The sequence below is a fragment of the Luteimonas sp. S4-F44 genome, from assembly GCF_022637415.1.
Taxonomy (GTDB): domain Bacteria; phylum Pseudomonadota; class Gammaproteobacteria; order Xanthomonadales; family Xanthomonadaceae; genus Luteimonas.
Genome location: NZ_CP093340.1, coordinates 1,951,133 through 1,967,946, shown reverse-complemented (window position 1 = coordinate 1,967,946; position 16,814 = coordinate 1,951,133). Strand labels below are relative to the sequence as shown.

The window sequence follows — 16,814 nt, the reverse complement described above, 5'->3', positions numbered from 1 at the left end:
GGGGTTTGGTCCGATCAGTCCGCGAAGCGGGCCCGGACCTCGACGCGGCGGTTCGGCGCCAGACAGGCGATCAAGGCCTGGCCGCGCTCGCTGCGGCACTCGACCACCGGCTCCACATCGCCGCGCCCAACCGCGGTGATCCGGTCGGCGGGCACGCCGTGTTCGACCAGATACGCGCGGACCGCTTCGGCCCGCTGGTTGGATAGCCGCAGGTTGCCCTTGGCGTTGCCGATGCGGTCGCTGTGGCCGATGACGTGGACGATATCCAGCCGGTGCGCGTTTTCCGAGAGCCGGGCGGCGATCGCATCGAGCGCAGTGCGTCCATCCGGGCTGAGGTCGCGGATGCCGGCCTTGCCGAACGCGAACAGACCGTCTGCATCGAGCTTCTCGATAAAGGCGCTCGACGGTGCGGGCGGCTGCGGTGCCGGCGGCTGCGTCTTCGGTGTGGACGAGCAGGCCGCCAATGCGAGCGAAACAACGGACGCGGCGAAGGCCGCGGACAAGCGAGTGCGCTTCATGACATCCCCTTTGAGCTTTCCCGTTTCCCCTGCCGCCGGACCGCAGCCGGTCCGGCGACTGCTTCGACATTCCCCAACGCTTGCGCGCCCTGTCAGCGGCCGAGCATAGCAGTCGCGTCGGGCATGAAAAGGGGGGGCGGGGCGCTCAGCGCAGCAAGCCGTCGCACAGTGGTACGGCCGTCACTGGATACGCATCGACCGTCAGTGACGCAGGTCCCAGATCCAGCGGCAGCACCGCAAGCTGGACCTGCGTCGAAAGGGCGACGATCCGACCGACCGACGCGCCGTCGGCGGCGACGTCATGACCGGCCTGTGCGGTGTGGGCACCGTGCAGCGCGACCAGGCCGCGCTTGCTCTGGCCCAGGAAATGCGTCCGCGCCACGATCTCCTGGCCCGGGTAGCAGCCCTTCTTGACGCTGTAGGCCCGCAGGCGGTCAAGCGAGAGCTGCTGCGGCGTCCAGCGGTCGAACTCGCTGGCGGCCAAACGCGGCAGCCCGTGCGCCAGATCGATCGCGCGCCAGTGCGCATCGGCCTCGGCCTGCGGCGCAGCATCGGCTGCCGGCGTCGTGGCTGCGTCCGGCACAACCGGCTGCAGGCGCAAGGTGCGCGGCTGCGATGGCACGCCAAGGTCCAGTTCCGTCGCCTCGCCATCGAATGCGGCCCGAGCGCCTTGCGCGACCGCCGGGGCGGCAAACCGGCCGGTGGCGGTCGTGCCCGCCATCGCGATCGTGACCTTGCTGCGGAATACGAATCGTTTCAGCGCATCGGCGAACACGGCGGGATCGCCGTCGTGCAGGACCAGGTCGAGTGTCTGCGCGTCGCGGCGCAGCAGCGCGAAAAGCGCGACGAGGCGGCCCTTGGGCGTCAGCCAGCCGCTCCACTGCCACTGGCCATCAGCGAGCGCGGACACGTCGTTCATGAACTGGGCCTGTGCGAATGCGAGCGCATCGCGGCCCGACAGACGCAGCACATACAGGCCGGAGAGGGCGAAATCCGCGTCGGGTAGGGGATGTGGCTTGTTTACCATGGGTGTGGGAACTAAAATTGAACGAATGATCACCCCGGACATCATAGGCGACGACGCGGCAACGCCGCGGCCGGAACCGGCGGTCACGCCCGTTCCGGCACCCGAGCCGGAGCCAGCGGTCGAGATCGGGGGCCGTGACGGTCTCGATCCCACCCGTTATGGCGACTGGGAAAAGAACGGCCGCTGCATCGATTTCTGATCGCCGCCGCATCGCGTCGGCGCGAGCGGCCCTGTGTACCACCAGCCACGCGGCGCGACGCCGCCAGCGAGGAGACCAGCCAGCGATGGCACATCCCAACCGTCCTCTGTCGCCGCATCTGCAGGTCTATCGACCGCAGATGACCTCGACCATGTCCATCCTCCACCGTATCACCGGCGTTTCGTTGGCGGTCGGCGGCATTTCCCTGGTGTGGTGGCTGATGTCCATCGCCGCAGGCGGCGACGCCTACGCGTTCGCCTCCCGGCAATGGGCCTCGCCGATGGGGCTGATCTTCCTGTTCGGCTTCACGCTGGCGCTGATCTACCACCTGCTCAACGGCATCCGCCACCTGCTCTGGGATGCGGGGTGGGGCTTCGAGATTCCCAAGGCCTATGCCTCGGGCTACGCGGTGTTCGTGCTCGGTTTCCTGATCACCGGCATCATCTGGTTCTTCGGCCTGCGGGGTGCGGCATGAGCGGCGGCGGTGGAGAGACCTCGCGCGCAGTGCCGCTGCGCACGCCGGTCAAGCGCGCCCAGGGCCTGGGCTCGGGCAAGTCGGGTACGACGCACTTCTGGAAGCAGCGGGTCACCGCGATCATCCTGGTGCCGCTGGTCGTCTGGTTCGTGCTGACCCTGTTGTCGCTGGTCGGCGCGGAGCTGGAGACGGCACGCGCGATCATCGCCCGGCCGTGGAACGCGATCCTGTTCTCGATCTTCCTGGTCACGCTGTTCTGGCACGCCAAGCTCGGCCTGCAGGTCGTGATCGAGGACTACGTGCACAAGCGGTCCATCGAGCTGGCCCTCCAGCTGCTCGTGACCTTCCTCTGCGGGCTGGGCGCCATCGCCTCGCTGTACGCGATCGCCCGCATCGCCTTCACTGCCTGAGTCCGTGATGACCGCTTACCCGATTACCGAACACAAGTACGACATGATCGTCGTCGGCGCCGGTGGCGCCGGCCTGCGCGCGACCTTCGGCCTGGCCCACAAGGGCCTGCAGACCGCGTGCCTGACCAAGGTCTTCCCGACCCGCTCGCATACCGTCGCCGCCCAGGGTGGCATCTCGGCCGCGCTCGGCAACATGGGCGAGGACGACTGGCGCTTCCACTTCTACGACACCATCAAGGGGTCGGACTGGCTGGGCGATCAGGACGCCATCCAGTACATGTGCCGTGAGGCGATCCCGGCGATCATCGAGCTCGAGCACCAGGGCGTGCCGTTCTCGCGCACCCAGGAAGGCAAGATCTACCAGCGCCCGTTCGGCGGCATGACCACGCACTACGGCCAGGGCATCGCCCAGCGCACGTGCGCGGCCGCCGACCGCACCGGCCACGCCATCCTGCACACGCTCTACCAGCAGTCGCTCAAGCACGATGCGCGTTTCTTCGTGGAGTACTTCGCGCTCGATCTGATCATGGACGAGGAGGGCGCCTGCCGCGGTGTGCTCGCACTCGACATGGCCGAGGGCACGCTGCACCTGTTCCGCGCCCAGGGCGTGGTGCTGGCGACCGGCGGCTACGGACGCGCCTATTTCTCGGCGACCTCGGCGCACACCTGCACCGGCGACGGCGGCGGCATGGCGCTGCGCGCCGGTCTCGGCCTGCAGGATATGGAGTTCGTGCAGTTCCACCCGACCGGCATCTACGGCGCGGGCTGTCTGATCACCGAGGGCGTGCGCGGCGAAGGCGGCATTCTGCGCAACGCCAGCGGCGAGCGCTTCATGGAGCGCTACGCCCCCAACGCCAAGGACCTGGCCTCGCGCGACGTGGTCAGCCGTTCGATGACGATGGAGATCCGCGAGGGGCGCGGCGTCGGCGAGCACAAGGACCACATCCATCTCGACCTGACCCATCTGGACCCGGCCGACATCCACAAGAAGCTGCCCGGCATCGCCGAGAGCGCGCGGATCTTCGCCGGCGTCGACGTGGAGAAGCAGCCGATCCCGGTGATCCCGACCGTGCACTACAACATGGGCGGCATCCCGACCAACTATCACGGCGAAGTCGTGCAGTTGAAGGACGGCAACCCGGATGCGGTCGTGCCCGGCCTGTACGCGATCGGCGAAGCGGCCTGCGTGTCGGTGCACGGCGCCAACCGCCTGGGCTCCAACTCGCTGCTCGACCTGGTGGTGTTCGGCCGCGCGGTGGCCAACCGCTGCGCGGAGACGATCCAGCCCGACGCGCGCCACAAGCCTCTGCCGGCCGATGCCTGCGACAAGTCGCTGGCGCGCCTGGACAAGCTGCGCAATGCCAAGGGCGACACCGCGACTGCGGTGATCCGCGACCGCATGCAGCGCACGATGCAGAACGACGCGGCGGTGTTTCGCACCAGCGAGACGCTCAAGCAGGGCGTGGACAAGATCCGCGAGATCCACGCCTCGTTCGCCGACGTCAAGGTCAGCGACCGCTCGCTGGTCTGGAACTCGGATCTGATCGAGACGCTGGAACTGGAGAATCTGCTGGGCCAAGCGCTGGTGACGATCGTCTCGGCCGAGAACCGCAAGGAATCGCGCGGCGCGCACGCCCACGAGGATTACCCGGACCGCGACGACGAGCACTGGCACAAGCACACCCTGTGCTGGGCGGACGAGGCCGGCAACACGAAGATCGACTATCGTCCGGTGCATATGTACACGCTCGACGACGAAGTCGAAGTCGTGCCCCCCAAAGCACGCGTCTACTGAGCCGGGAGACCCCACATGGCCGAATTCACGCTCCCGAAGAACTCCAAGATCAAGAAGGGCCGGCACTTCCCGGCCGCGCCGGGCGCCAAGCGCACGCGCACGTTCAAGATCTATCGCTGGAATCCCGATTCCGGCGAGAACCCCAGCACCGACACCTACGAGCTCGACCTCGACAAGTGCGGGCCGATGGTCCTGGACGCGCTGATCAAGATCAAGAACGAGATCGATCCGACGCTGACGTTCCGTCGCTCGTGCCGCGAGGGCATCTGCGGCTCGTGCGCGATGAACATCGACGGCACTAACACGCTGGCGTGTACGCGCGCGATCGACGACTGCAAGAAGAGCGAGGTGCCGATCTACCCGCTGCCGCATATGAGTGTGGTCAAGGATCTGGTGCCCGACCTCACGCACTTCTATGCGCAGTACGCGTCGATCCAGCCGTGGATCCGCACCCAGACGGCAGCGCCGGATCGCGAGCGGCTGCAGTCGCCCGAGGACCGCGACAAGCTCGATGGCCTCTATGAGTGCATCCTGTGCGCATGCTGCTCGACCAGCTGCCCGAGCTACTGGTGGAACGGCGAACGCTATCTGGGGCCGGCGATCCTGCTCCAAGCCTATCGCTGGATCATCGACAGCCGCGACGAGGACACCGGCGCGCGCCTGGATGACCTGGAAGATCCGTTCAAGCTCTACCGCTGCCACACGATCATGAACTGCGCGCGGACCTGCCCCAAGGGGCTGAACCCGGCCCAGGCGATCGGCCAGATCAAGCAACTGATGCTCGCACGACGTGGGTGAGCGAGCGCGCCAAGCCGACGCATCCGCGTCGGCTGCGCTCGCGAACGCCCGCACACGGATGTGCGGGCCGGTCTCACCGGAGCCGGCACTGCCACGCCATGTACGGCGCCGAACAAGCCTGATGCGTCATGAGCGCCAAGCCGACGCATCCGCGTCGGCTGCGCTCGCGAACGCCCGCACACGGATGTGCGGGCCGGTCTCACCGGAGCCGGCACTGCCACGCCATGGACGGCGCCGAACAAGCCTGATGCGTCATGAGCGCCAAGCCGACGCATCCGCGTCGGCTGCGCTCGCGAACGCCCGCACACGGATGTGCGGGCCGGTCTCTCCGGAGTCGGCAGTGCGCCGCCATGGATGGCATAGAACATCCCCAATGATGTGGAAGCGCCAAGCCGACGCATCCGCATCGGCCGCAGCCGCGAACGCCCGCACCCAGAACGCACGCCCGTGACCGATCACGACGACACCACCGAACTGCGGCGCCTGCGCTGGCGCAGCCGCCGCGGCATGCGCGAGCTCGATCGGCTGTTCGAGCGCTGGCTTGATCGGTGTTGGGCGACATCCTCTGAAAGCGAGCGGGATGTTTTCCGACGGCTGCTCGAATGCGAGGACGATAGGCTCTGGAAGTGGTTCCTCGGCCATGAGCGGTCGCCCGATGCGCAACTCGACGCCCTCGTCCAATCCATCCGCGCGCTGCCGCCCGATCCCTGAGCCGGCTCGGCTGCACTGGCGGCCGTCGCGTCTGCTGATCGCTGCGTTGGGCCTGCTCACGCTCGCCGCCTGCGGCGCCTTGCGGCTGTCCGAACTGCAGGGCCCGATCGCCTGGCTCGGCATCGCCTGCGTCCTGGCCAGCGGCCTGCGCACGATCCTGCGCACCGCACGACAGCCGCCGCATCGCATCGTCGTGCAGGCGGCGGGTCAGGTGCTGCTCGATGGGCGGGCACTCGAGGCCCCGCGCCTGCATTGGCGGGGGCCGATCGTCCGTCTGACCTGGCGCGAGGGCCGGCGCACGCACAGACTGCTGTGGTGGCCCGATACCCTGCCGGCACCGCGGCGCCGTGAACTGCGTCTGGCTACAGCGATGCGTCCGCTGCCACGCGCAGCGGAATCGATGGCACCATAGCCGCTGCCCGGCGGGACGGGCACGGCGATCGCGCCATCGCCAACGACCCGCATCCATCGACGGACGCCCATGCTCAGACCCATTCCCGCCGCCATTGGCCTGCGTTATCTCCGGGCGAAACGGCGCAACGGCTTCATCTCCTTCATTTCGCTGGCCTCGATTTTCGCGATCGCGATCGGCGTCACCGTGCTGATCACGACCCTGGCGGTGATGAGCGGTTTCCAGAAGGAAATCCGCGACCGCATGCTCGGCATGGTCGCGCACGCGACCATCAGCGCCGAGGGCGACACACTGCACAACTGGGCACGCGCGGTCGATGTCGCGCGCGAGGATCCACGCGTGGCCGGCGCGGCGCCGTACATCGACACGCAGGCGCTGCTGCGCGGCCGCCGCAACGAGCCGGCCGCGGTGCGTGCGATCTCGCCCGAGGACGAGGGCCAGGTCTCCGACCTCACCACCTCGATGGTGGTCGGCCAACTGTCGGACCTGCAGCCGGGCAGCTTCAACATCGTGCTCGGCCGCGAACTTGCGCTGTGGCTCGGCGTCGGCGTCGGCGACAGCGTCATCGTGACCACCGATTTTCAGGTCACGCCGATGGGCGCGGTGCCGCAGCTCAAGCGCTTCACCGTCAGCGGTCTGTTCGAGGCCGGTTACCAGGATTTCGATCGCCGGCTGGCGGTGGTCAACCTGCAGGACGCGCAGCGGCTGCTGCGCATCGGCGACGGCGTGACCGGCGTGCGCCTGAAACTGCACGACATGGATCTCGCCCAGCAGGTCACCCGTGACCTCGTGCACAGGCTGGGCGGGGTCTACCGGGTCAGCGACTGGAGCAGCGAGAACGCCAACATGTTCCGGGCGCTGAAGCTCGAGAAGACGATGATCGGCATCCTTTTGTCGCTGATCATCCTGATGGGCGCGTTCTCGCTGTTGAACTCGCAAGTCATGCTGGTCACCGACAAGCATGCCGACATCGCGATCCTGCGCACGCTGGGTCTGACCCCGCGCGGAGTCATGCAGGTGTTCATGGTGCAGGGCACGATGATCGGCGTCATCGGGACGGTGCTCGGGGTCTGCGGCGGCCTGCTGCTGACCTTCAATCTCGAACACATCCTGCGCGCCCTCGAGCGCCTGTTCGGCGTGGTGCTGATGCCAGAAGACGTCTACTACGTCACCGGCCTGCCGATCGACCTGCAGGCCAGCGACGTGACGATGATCGGCGTGATCGCATTGCTGATGGCGTTCCTGGCCACCCTGTATCCGGCATGGCGCGCGGCGCGCACCGCACCGGCGGAGGCGCTGCGTTATGAGTGAGAACCCGCAAACAGCCGGTACCGTCGTGTTGGCGGCCGAAGGCCTGGGCAAGACCTACGCCGAAGGCAAGCTGCATACGCCGGTCTTCGACGGGCTCGACTTCGCCGTGCAGGCGGGCGAGACCGTCGCCATCCTCGGTGCCTCGGGCGCCGGCAAGAGCACGCTGCTGCACCTGCTTGGTGGGCTCGATGTGCCGAGCGCGGGCGAGGTGTTCGTCACCGGGCAGCAGATGAGCGCGCTGTCGAATGCGGCTCGCGGCACCTTGCGCAACCGTGCGCTCGGCTTCGTCTACCAGTTCCATCACCTGCTGCCCGAATTCACCGCGCTGGAGAACGTGATGTTGCCGGCGCTGCTCAACGGCGCCAGCGACAGCGATGCGACCACGCGTGCGCGCGGCCTGCTGGAGACGGTCGGGCTCGGCCACCGGCTCGGTCACAAGCCGGGCGAGCTGTCGGGGGGCGAGCGCCAGCGCGCGGCCGTTGCGCGGGCGCTGGTCAACAAGCCGGCCTGCGTGCTGGGCGACGAACCCACCGGCAATCTCGACGAGCGCACCGCCGCGACCGTGTTCGAGCTGATGCTGGAGATGAACCGCGCGCAGCGCACAAGCCTGGTGCTGGTGACCCACGACCGCCGGCTGGCGCGCAAGCTCGACCGGGTGATGGAACTGCACCAGGGCAAGCTGCGCGAGGTCGCGCGCGACGACGTCTGAGGGCGAACCGCGCGCCTCGCTTGGCGGCGCTGCCCAGCTGCCCGAAGTCCGCGCTACTCGCTGGGCTTGGCCGCCTCGGTCGGGCGCTGGGAGGCGGCGCGGCGCGCGAGCACCGCTTCGCGATGGGCGATGTAGCCGTTGGCGCCGAACACGATTGCCGCGCCGATCATCGTCCACAGGTCGACCGTCTCGTCGAACAACCACCAGCCGAACAGCACCACGATCGGCAACTGCACGAAGCTGATCGGCTGCAGGGCCGAGACCTCGCCCAGGCGCAGCGCGCGCGTCCACAGCCACTGGCCGAGCGTGCCCAGCACGCCGGTGGCGATCAGCCACAGCCAGGTCACCGGACCGGGCCACACCCACTGGAACAGCGCCGGCACCAGCGACAGCGGCACCCACAGCAGATAGGTGTAGAAGACGATCGTGTCGGGCGGATCGATCTTCGACAGCTGCTTCATCTGGATCGCGACCAGCGCCGCGAGCAGGGCGCCGAGCACCGGGATCAGCATCGGCAGTGAGAACGCCACGCCCGGGCGCAGGATCACCAGCACGCCGACGAAGCCTGCCGACACCGCCATCCAGCGCCGCACGCGCACGATCTCGCCCAGCCACAGCACCGCGGCGATGGTCGCGAACAACGGCGCGGCATACGACAGCGAGATCGCCTGCGACAGTGGCAGGTGGCCGATCGCCCAGAACGCGCACAGCATCGAGCCCAGACCGACGAGCGTACGCACCAGGTAGCGGCCGAGATGGTGCGTGCGCGGCAGTCCGCCGCCGGCGCGCAGCAGGATCGGCAACAGTGCGAGCAGGCCGAAGAAGTTGCGGAAGAACGCGACCTCGGTCGTCGGGATGGTCGCCGACGCGAAGCGGATCGTGATCGCCATCAGCGCGAATGCCGACGTGCTGCCGAGCATCAGCAGTGCGGCCTGCCCGGATGCCGAGGTCGGCTGCCAGCGTCGCGTCAGGCCGCTCACCAGGTCGCCCCTACGATGCGTGGCTCGGGGGCCAGGTCCACGCCGAAGCGGGCGCGCACCGACGCGGCGATGCGCCGCGCCAGCGCCAGCAGGTCGCGGCCGTGCGCGTTGCCATGATTGACCAGCACCAGGGCGTGCCCGGCCGAGACGCCGGCATCGCCATCGCGATGGCCTTTCCAGCCACAGCGGTCGATCAACCACGCGGCCGAAAGCTTGCAGCGCGCGCCGTCGACCGGAAACACCGGCAGCTCGGGATGCGTCTCGCGCAGCGCAGCGGCGATCGCGGCGTCGATAATCGGGTTCTTGAAGAAGCTGCCGGCGTTGCCGATCACGGCCGGGTCGGGCAGCTTGCTGCGGCGGATCGCGATCACCGCGTCGGCGACATCGGACGGCGTCGGCGCGGTGATGCCACGCGCGGCGAGTGCGTCGCGGATGCCGGCATAGTCGAGCACCGGTGCGGCGCGGCGCGAAAGCGCGAAGGTGACCGCGGTGACGATCCAGCGCTCGGGCGTCTGCTTGAACACGCTGTCGCGGTAGCCGAAGCCGCAGGCCGCTGCGTCGAGCGCGACCAGGGCACCGCGGGTGCGGTCGAAGGCCTCGACCGCATGGATGCGGTCAGCGACCTCGACACCGTAGGCGCCGATGTTCTGGATCGGCGCCGCGCCCACAGTGCCGGGGATCAACGCGAGATTTTCCAGGCCGCCCAGCCCTTGAGCCAGGGACCACATCACCACATCGTGCCAGGACGCGCCGGCAGCAACGCGGACCTGCGCCTGGACGCTGTCATCGGCGACGAGCGCCCGGCGGGTGTCGACGATCGCCAGCGCCGTGTCGACATCGTCGACGAACAGCAGATTGCTGCCACCACCGAGCACTAGTGGTGGCATCTCGCCGAGTGCGTCGAGCGCCTGCGGCAACATCGCGGCATCGCCGACCTCGAGCAGCCGACGCGCCTGCGCCGGGACGCCGAAGGTGTTGCGGGGGCGCAGGTCGACGCGTTCGCGCAGATCGAACGGGGCGGACATCGGCGGCTCAGCGCTCCGGGGCAAGGCTGCGGTCGGCGGTATCGCGGCGCGCGCGGATCGCCTCCACGCAGTCGCCGACCAGGGCCGGCCCGCGATAGACCAGGCCCGAGTAGACCTGGACCAGTGACGCACCGGCCGCGATCTTGGTGGCGGCGTCGGCGCCGCAGACGATGCCGCCCACGCCGATCAGCGGGATGGTCGCGGGCAGTTGCGCACGCAGCCTGCGCAGCACCGTGGTGGCCCGGTCCATCAACGGTGCACCGGACAGGCCACCGGCCTGCGCGGCGGTCGCATCGGCTTCGACGCCGGTGCGTGCGATGGTGGTATTGGTCGCGATGACGCCATCCACCGCCAGGTCGCCGAAGACCCGGGCCGCGGCCTCGATGCCGCCGTCGTCGAGGTCGGGGGCGATCTTTACCAGCACCGGCACGCGTCGCCCGTGCTGGGCGGCCAGCCGCTCCTGCGCCTCGCGCAGGCTGCCGATCAGGCGCTGCAGGGCCTGCGCTTCCTGCAGGTCGCGCAGCCCCGCGGTATTGGGCGAGGAAATGTTGACGGTGACGTAGTCGGCCAGCGCATAGACCCGCGCCAGACAATGCAGGTAGTCGTCGGCGGCCGCGTCGTTGGGAGTGTCCTTGTTCTTGCCGATGTTGATGCCGAGCACGCCCTTGCGGCGCGCGCGCTCGACATTGGCGACCAGCGCATCGACCCCGGCATTGTTGAAGCCCAACCGGTTGATCACCGCGCGATGCTGCGGCAGCCGGAACATCCGCGGCTTCGGATTGCCCGCCTGCGGGCGCGGGGTCACCGTGCCGATCTCGACGAAGCCGAACCCCAGCGCGAACAGCGCATCGATGTGCGCGCCGTTCTTGTCCAGCCCGGCGGCCAGGCCAACGGGATTGGGGAAGCGCAGGCCGAACGCCTCGGTCGGCAGCGGCGCCGGCGCACCGCCGAGCATCGACGACAGGCCGGCGCGGTGTGCGGCATCGAGCGCGGCCAGCGTCAGATGGTGGGCGCGTTCGGCATCGAGCCGGAACAGCAGCGGTCGGGCGAGTCCGTACACCTCAGCTCGCCGTCCCGAGCCAGAACAGGCCGCCGAAGAACAGCATCAGCACCACGATGCCGACGACCGTCGCGACGAACTGCACATAGCCCAGCACCAGCCCGGCCACGGCCATGCCGTCGCCGTCGAGCTCGGGCGTGCGGCGGATTTCCGCGCGCGCCAGATGGCCGGTGATCACCGCCACCAGGCTGCCCAGCCAAGGCAGCAGGCTCCAGCCCAACAGGCCGCAGACCAGGCTGGTGACCGCCAGGGCGCTGGTTCGTCTCACAGGTCGAACTTGATGCCCTGGGCCAGGGGCAGGGCGTCGGAGTAGTTGATGGTGTTGGTCTGCCGGCGCATGTAGGCGCGCCAGGCATCTGAGCCCGACTCGCGGCCGCCGCCGGTTTCCTTCTCGCCGCCGAACGCGCCGCCGATCTCGGCACCGGACGTGCCGATGTTGACGTTGGCGATGCCGCAGTCCGAACCGCGCGCCGAGAGGAAGCGCTCGGAGGCCTTGAGGTCGTTGGTGAAGATTGCCGACGACAGGCCCTGCGGCACGTCGTTCTGCATGTCGATCGCCTCGTCGAGATTCTCGTACTTCATCACGTAGAGGATCGGCGCGAAGGTCTCGGCCTGCACCACCTCGGCATCGTTCGACAGGCCGGTGATGAGGGTCGGCAGCACGAAGAAGCCCTTGCGGTCGTCGAGCGCCTTGCCGCCGCTCTCGATCGTGCCGCCGGCGGCCTTGGCCTTCTCGATCGCGGCCAGGTAGGCGTCCACCGCGTCGCGCGAGTTCAGCGGCCCCATCAGGTTGGCCGCATCGGTGGGGTCGCCGATCCGCGATTCGACCTGGGCGTAAGCGGTCTTGAGCTTGGCCAGCACGTCGTCGAAGATCGAGGCGTGCACGAACAGCCGGCGCGTGGTCGTGCAGCGCTGGCCGGCGGTGCCGACCGCACCGAACACGATCGCCGGGATCGCCAGCTTCAGGTCGGCGGTCGGGTCGACAATGATCGCGTTGTTGCCGCCCAGCTCGAGCAGCGAACGCCCCATGCGACGCGCGACGCGCTCGCCGACATGGCGGCCGACCCGCGTCGAGCCGGTGAAGCTGACCAGCGCGATGCGCTTGTCGTCGACGAACGCCTGGGCGAGATCGCTGCCGGCGTCATTGAACAGGAAGAAGATGTCCGGGAACCCGCCGGCCCGCAGCGCCTCGTTGCAGATCTTCATCGAGGCGATCGCCGACAGCGGCGTCTTCGGTGACGGCTTCCAGATCGTGACGTTGCCGCAGACCGCGGCGACGAAGCTGTTCCAGGCCCAGACCGCGACCGGGAAGTTGAACGCGCTGATCACGCCGACCAGACCCAGCGGATGCCACTGCTCGTACATGCGATGGCCGGGGCGCTCGGAATGCATAGTCAGGCCGTAGAGCTGGCGCGACAGACCGACGGCGAACTCGCCGATGTCGATCATCTCCTGCACTTCGCCGTCGCCTTCGGGCTTGGACTTGCCCATCTCCAGCGCGACCAGCGAGCCGAGCGCGTCCTTGTGCGTGCGCAGCGCCTCGGCGCACAGCCGGATCGCCTCGCCGCGGCGCGGCGCCGGCGTCGTGCGCCATTCGCGGAATGCGGCCTGGGCGCGGGTCACGATGGTCTCGTAGTTGGCTTGCGAGGTCGCCAGTACCTGCGCCAGCGACTCGCCACTGGCCGGGTTCACCGGGGTCAGCGTGCCGGCACCGGTATCGCGGGCCCATTCGTTGTTGCCGAGATAGGTGCCCGATTCGGTGGTCTCGAGGCCGAGCGCGGTAAGGACGGGATGGGACATCGCGAAAAACTCCTGGTGTGCGCCGGCGCCGCAGGGCGGCGCTGGCCAAGAAGGGGGTGCGACGCGGCAGGACAGCCGCTGGGGGATGGTCGCGGACCTGGCGACCCCGGCACGATTCGAACGTGCGACCTTCCCCTTAGGAGGGGGATGCTCTATCCAGCTGAGCTACGGGGCCATCGGGGTATTGTAGGTCACCTGTGCGCACGGTGTGCTGGACGACGACCTTCCAGACGTGGCGGATGCGCGATCGCAAGCGTCGTCTGCGAAGGCAGTGAGCCGCCATAGGATGGCGCGGTTGCCATGCGTCGTCGGCCATTCACCGCCGCTCAATGGAAATCGCGTGAGGGCAGCGGCATCGTGCCGAGCAGGTCGCTGAGGTCGTGCAGGTCGCCGGCGATGAGGTGGGCGACCCCGTCGACCCGCTCCCAGCGGCCGCGCACGGCGAGCAGGCGGGATTCGAGCAGGGCGCGCCGGCGGCGGATCGCCAGGTGCGACCAGACGATGACGTTGATCATGCCGGTCTCGTCCTCGAGCGTGACGAAAATCGTGCCCTTGGCCGTGGCCGGGCGCTGGCGCTGGGTCACCAAACCGGCGACATGCACGCCGCTGCCGTGGCGCCGGGCCTGCAACTCGCGCAGGCCGATGATCCGGCGCGCGGCCATCTGTGGGCGCAGCAGTGCCATCGGATGCGGGCCCAGGCTCAGGCCCAGGGCGCGGTAGTCGGACAGGATCTCTTCGCCGGCGGCGGGCGCGGGCAGGGCGACCGCGGTCTCGTCGGGGCTGCCGGGCAGCAGCGGTCGCCGCTGCTCGATACCAGCCACCGCCCAGCGCGCGGCATTGCGGTGGCCGGCCAGGCTGCGCAGCGCATCGGCCTCGGCCAGCGCCTGGCGCGCCTTGGTATCGAGGCCGGCGCGCAGGACCAGATCGGCGATGTCGGCGAACGGGCGGCGCGCGCGTTCGGCGACGATGCGGTGCGCGGCCGTCTCGGGCAGCCCCGTCACCAGGCGCAGGCCGAGCCGGATTGCCGGTTGAATGCCCGGATCGGCTTCGCTGTGCCAGGGCCGGCCACCGACCAGGGTGCTGTCGTAGTCGCTGTGCAGCACGTCGACCGGCAGCACCTCGACGCGTGCGCGTTGCGCGCTGCCGCGGCTGGCGTCCTGCACGATCTGGCTGGGCGAGTAGAAGCCCATCGGCTGGGCGTTGAGCAGGCCGCAGGCGAATGCGGCCGGCTCGTGGCGCTTGAGCCAGCAACTGGCGTAGACCAGCTTGGCGAACGAGGCCGCGTGGCTCTGCGGAAAGCCGTAGGAGCCGAAGCCCTTGATCTGGTCGAAGATCTGGTCGATGAACTCCTGCGAGTAGTCCTTCGCCAGCATGCGCTCGCGCACCCGCACCCGGTGCTGCTCCATGTCGCCGCCGCGCCGCCAGGCCGCCATCGAGCGCCGCAGGTGGTCGGCCTCGCTGTCGGTGTAGTTGGCCGCCTTCATCAGCAGTTCCATGACCTGCTCCTGGAACAGCGGCACGCCGAGCGTGGGTTCGAGGATGCTGCGGATCTCGTCGTTGGGATAGTCGACCGCTTCGCGGCCCTGCCGCCGGCGCAGATAGGGATGCACCATGTCGCCCTGGATCGGGCCGGGGCGCACGATCGCCACTTCCACCACCAGATCGTAAAAGCGCGCCGGCTTGAGGCGCGGCAGCATCGCCATCTGTGCGCGCGATTCGATCTGGAACACGCCGACGGTGTCGGCAATCTGGATCATTCGGTAGGTCGCCTCGTCCTCACGGGGCAGGGTCGCGAGCGCGAAGTCCCGCCCGCGATGGCCGCGCACCAAGTCCAGCGTCTTGCGGATGCAGGTCAGCATGCCCAGGGCGAGGCAGTCGACCTTGAGCAACTGCATCGTTTCCAGATCGTCCTTCTCCCACTGGATGATCGTGCGGTCGGCCATCGCCGCGTTCTCGACCGGGACCAGATGCGAGAGCGGGGCATCGGAAATGACGAAACCGCCGACGTGCTGCGACAGGTGCCGCGGATGGCCGCGCAATCCCTCGGTCACCAGCAGGATCTTGCGGATCAGCGGGTTGTGCAGGTCAAAGCCCGCCTCGGTGATGCGCTGCTCCATCGGGGTGTCGCCGTTGCCCCAGCCGTAGCAGGTGGCCAGCAGCGCGATCTGGTCGTCGGGCAGGCCGAAGGCCTTGGCGACGTCGCGCACCGCGCTCTTGCCGCGGTAGCTGATCACCGTCGCGGCGAGTGCCGCCCGCTCGCGGCCGTACTTGGCGTAGACATACTGGATGACCTCCTCGCGCCGCTGGTGCTCGAAGTCGACGTCGATGTCGGGCGGCTCGTCGCGCTGTTCGGACAGAAAGCGCGCCATCAGCAGCCGGGTCTCGTCAGGGTTCACCGCGGTGATGCCGAGCGCGTAGCAGACCGCCGAGTTCGCCGACGAGCCGCGGCCCTGGCACAGGATCTCCTGCTTGCGGGCGAAGGCGACGATGTCGGCCACGGTCAGGAAGAAGGCCTCGTAGCCCTTTTTGGCGATCAGCGCGAGCTCGAATTCGATCAGCTCGCGCACCTGGGGCGTGGGCCCGTCGGGCCAACGCTCGACGATGCCGCGCTCGGTCAGTACCCGCAGCCAGGTGGTCGGGGTGTAGCCGTCGGGGACGAGCTCGACCGGGTAGTCGTAGCGGATGCTGCGCAGGTTGAAGCTGCAGCGCGCCGCCAACGCCGCGGCCGCCTCCATCAGCGCAGGCCCGTAGATGTTGCCCAGTGCGCGCCGGGTACGCAGGTGGCGCTCGCCGTTGCGGAACAGGTGCGCGCCGCAATCGGCCAGCGGGGTGTTGTGGGCGATCGCGGTGAGGGTGTCTTGCAGCATGCGTTCGCGCCGGGTGGCCATGTGCACGTCGCCACTGGCCAGCGCCGGCAGCCCAAGCGTGCGCGCCAATGCCAGCAGCGCGCCCAGGCGCGCGGCGTCGTCGCATTCGCGGTGCAGCTCCACGGCCAGATACACGCGCGCACCGAACAGGCCGTGCAGCCAGCGGCCCTCGTCCGGATCGGGCGTCTCGCCCGGCAGCCACAGCGCGAACAGCCCATCGGGATCGCCCTGCAGCACGGCGGCCATATCCTCGCGCGTGAGCCGATAGTGGCCCTTGGCGGCGGCACGGCGCGCCCGGGTGATCAGTGCACACAGCCTGCGGTAGCCGGCGATTGTCTCGACCAGCAGCACGCAGCGCAGGCCGTCGACGAGCCGGAACTCGCTGCCGACGATCAGCTTGAGCCCGGTGCCTTCGGAGGCTTCGAGCGCGCGCACGATCCCGGCCAGTGAGCACTCGTCGGTAATCGCCAACGCCTCGTAGCCGCAATGCGCCGCACGCTGGAACAACTGCTCGGCATCGGAGGCACCGCGCAGGAACGAGAAATCCGACAGGCAGTGCAATTCCGCGTACGGCGGCGATCCGGCATCGCGCGCATCGGGAGCGACCGCGTCGTTGGCCGCCTCGCGCAACCGGTGCGCGACCGTCCAGGCCCGTGGCGCTTGGCCGCCGGGCGTGTCGCGGTCGACGCCGTCGATCGTGCTCATCGCAGCCGTTCC

General features: G+C 69.0%; 17 protein-coding genes and 1 tRNA gene. 9 read left to right on the top strand and 9 right to left on the bottom strand.

Annotation, left to right across the window (positions count from 1 at the left end):
- Positions 1-14: 14 nt before the first annotated feature.
- Together MNO14_RS08975 and MNO14_RS08970 are read right to left on the bottom strand one after the other, a co-directional pair.
- The gene (locus tag MNO14_RS08975; protein WP_241943425.1) at positions 15-518 is read right to left on the bottom strand and encodes an OmpA family protein; all 504 of its coding nucleotides are present in this window, start codon (positions 516-518) and stop codon (positions 15-17) included.
- Positions 519-663: 145 nt separating this feature from the next.
- Positions 664-1,578 carry a folate-binding protein gene (locus tag MNO14_RS08970; protein ID WP_241943424.1) on the bottom strand — a complete coding sequence of 305 codons (915 nt, stop codon included), beginning with the start codon at positions 1,576-1,578 and terminating at the stop codon, positions 664-666.
- On the opposite strand from MNO14_RS08970, the gene MNO14_RS08965 reads away from it, so the two are divergent.
- From MNO14_RS08965 to lolD, 9 genes are all read left to right on the top strand, one after another.
- The gene (locus MNO14_RS08965; protein ID WP_082132192.1) at positions 1,571-1,744 is read left to right on the top strand and encodes a DUF1674 domain-containing protein; all 174 of its coding nucleotides are present in this window, start codon (positions 1,571-1,573) and stop codon (positions 1,742-1,744) included. The genes MNO14_RS08970 and MNO14_RS08965 overlap by 8 nt on opposite strands.
- A gap of 151 nt (positions 1,745-1,895) precedes the next feature.
- Positions 1,896-2,219 (top strand): succinate dehydrogenase, cytochrome b556 subunit, encoded by a 324-nt coding sequence (sdhC, locus tag MNO14_RS08960; RefSeq protein ID WP_241943423.1) that lies wholly within the window; start codon positions 1,896-1,898, stop codon positions 2,217-2,219.
- The gene (sdhD, locus tag MNO14_RS08955; protein ID WP_241943422.1) at positions 2,216-2,629 is read left to right on the top strand and encodes a succinate dehydrogenase, hydrophobic membrane anchor protein; all 414 of its coding nucleotides are present in this window, start codon (positions 2,216-2,218) and stop codon (positions 2,627-2,629) included. Before sdhC ends, sdhD begins: the two co-directional genes overlap by 4 nt.
- 7 nt (positions 2,630-2,636) lie before the next feature.
- Positions 2,637-4,424, top strand: a complete 1,788-nt coding sequence (gene sdhA, locus MNO14_RS08950; protein ID WP_241943421.1) for a succinate dehydrogenase flavoprotein subunit — start codon at positions 2,637-2,639, stop codon at positions 4,422-4,424.
- A 15-nt stretch (positions 4,425-4,439) separates the two neighbouring features.
- On the top strand, positions 4,440-5,222 hold the full coding sequence (locus MNO14_RS08945; protein ID WP_241943420.1) for a succinate dehydrogenase iron-sulfur subunit: 783 nt from the start codon (positions 4,440-4,442) through the stop codon (positions 5,220-5,222).
- Between the two features lie 507 nt (positions 5,223-5,729).
- The gene (locus tag MNO14_RS08940; RefSeq protein ID WP_241946309.1) at positions 5,730-5,933 is read left to right on the top strand and encodes a succinate dehydrogenase assembly factor 2; all 204 of its coding nucleotides are present in this window, start codon (positions 5,730-5,732) and stop codon (positions 5,931-5,933) included.
- A complete protein-coding gene (locus MNO14_RS08935; RefSeq protein ID WP_241943419.1) occupies positions 5,863-6,345 on the top strand; it encodes a hypothetical protein in 483 nt (160 codons plus the stop codon). The genes MNO14_RS08940 and MNO14_RS08935 overlap by 71 nt, the downstream gene beginning before the upstream one ends.
- A gap of 69 nt (positions 6,346-6,414) precedes the next feature.
- Positions 6,415-7,656: a lipoprotein-releasing ABC transporter permease subunit gene (locus tag MNO14_RS08930; RefSeq protein WP_241943418.1), complete on the top strand. Its 1,242-nt coding sequence runs from the start codon at positions 6,415-6,417 to the stop codon at positions 7,654-7,656.
- Complete coding sequence (lolD, locus tag MNO14_RS08925) at positions 7,649-8,365, top strand: lipoprotein-releasing ABC transporter ATP-binding protein LolD (protein WP_241943417.1); 717 nt, start codon at positions 7,649-7,651, stop codon at positions 8,363-8,365. Before MNO14_RS08930 ends, lolD begins: the two co-directional genes overlap by 8 nt.
- 53 nt (positions 8,366-8,418) lie before the next feature.
- Here lolD and MNO14_RS08920 read toward each other — a convergent pair whose 3' ends face one another.
- From MNO14_RS08920 to MNO14_RS08890, 7 genes are all read right to left on the bottom strand, one after another.
- Positions 8,419-9,285: a DMT family transporter gene (locus MNO14_RS08920; RefSeq protein WP_241946308.1), complete on the bottom strand. Its 867-nt coding sequence runs from the start codon at positions 9,283-9,285 to the stop codon at positions 8,419-8,421.
- Between the two features lie 56 nt (positions 9,286-9,341).
- Entirely contained in the window at positions 9,342-10,370 is a 1,029-nt protein-coding gene (gene murB / locus MNO14_RS08915) for a UDP-N-acetylmuramate dehydrogenase (RefSeq protein ID WP_241943416.1), read from the bottom strand.
- 7 nt (positions 10,371-10,377) lie between these two features.
- A complete protein-coding gene (locus tag MNO14_RS08910; RefSeq protein WP_241943415.1) occupies positions 10,378-11,430 on the bottom strand; it encodes a quinone-dependent dihydroorotate dehydrogenase in 1,053 nt (350 codons plus the stop codon).
- A gap of 1 nt (position 11,431) precedes the next feature.
- On the bottom strand, positions 11,432-11,698 hold the full coding sequence (locus MNO14_RS08905) for a DUF4190 domain-containing protein (RefSeq protein WP_241943414.1): 267 nt from the start codon (positions 11,696-11,698) through the stop codon (positions 11,432-11,434).
- Positions 11,695-13,230 (bottom strand): aldehyde dehydrogenase family protein, encoded by a 1,536-nt coding sequence (locus MNO14_RS08900; protein WP_241943413.1) that lies wholly within the window; start codon positions 13,228-13,230, stop codon positions 11,695-11,697. Before MNO14_RS08900 ends, MNO14_RS08905 begins: the two co-directional genes overlap by 4 nt.
- Before the next feature lie 98 nt (positions 13,231-13,328).
- Positions 13,329-13,405 (bottom strand) — tRNA-Arg (locus tag MNO14_RS08895).
- Between the two features lie 151 nt (positions 13,406-13,556).
- Positions 13,557-16,802, bottom strand: a complete 3,246-nt coding sequence (locus MNO14_RS08890) for an error-prone DNA polymerase (protein ID WP_241943412.1) — start codon at positions 16,800-16,802, stop codon at positions 13,557-13,559.
- Positions 16,803-16,814: the final 12 nt, after the last annotated feature.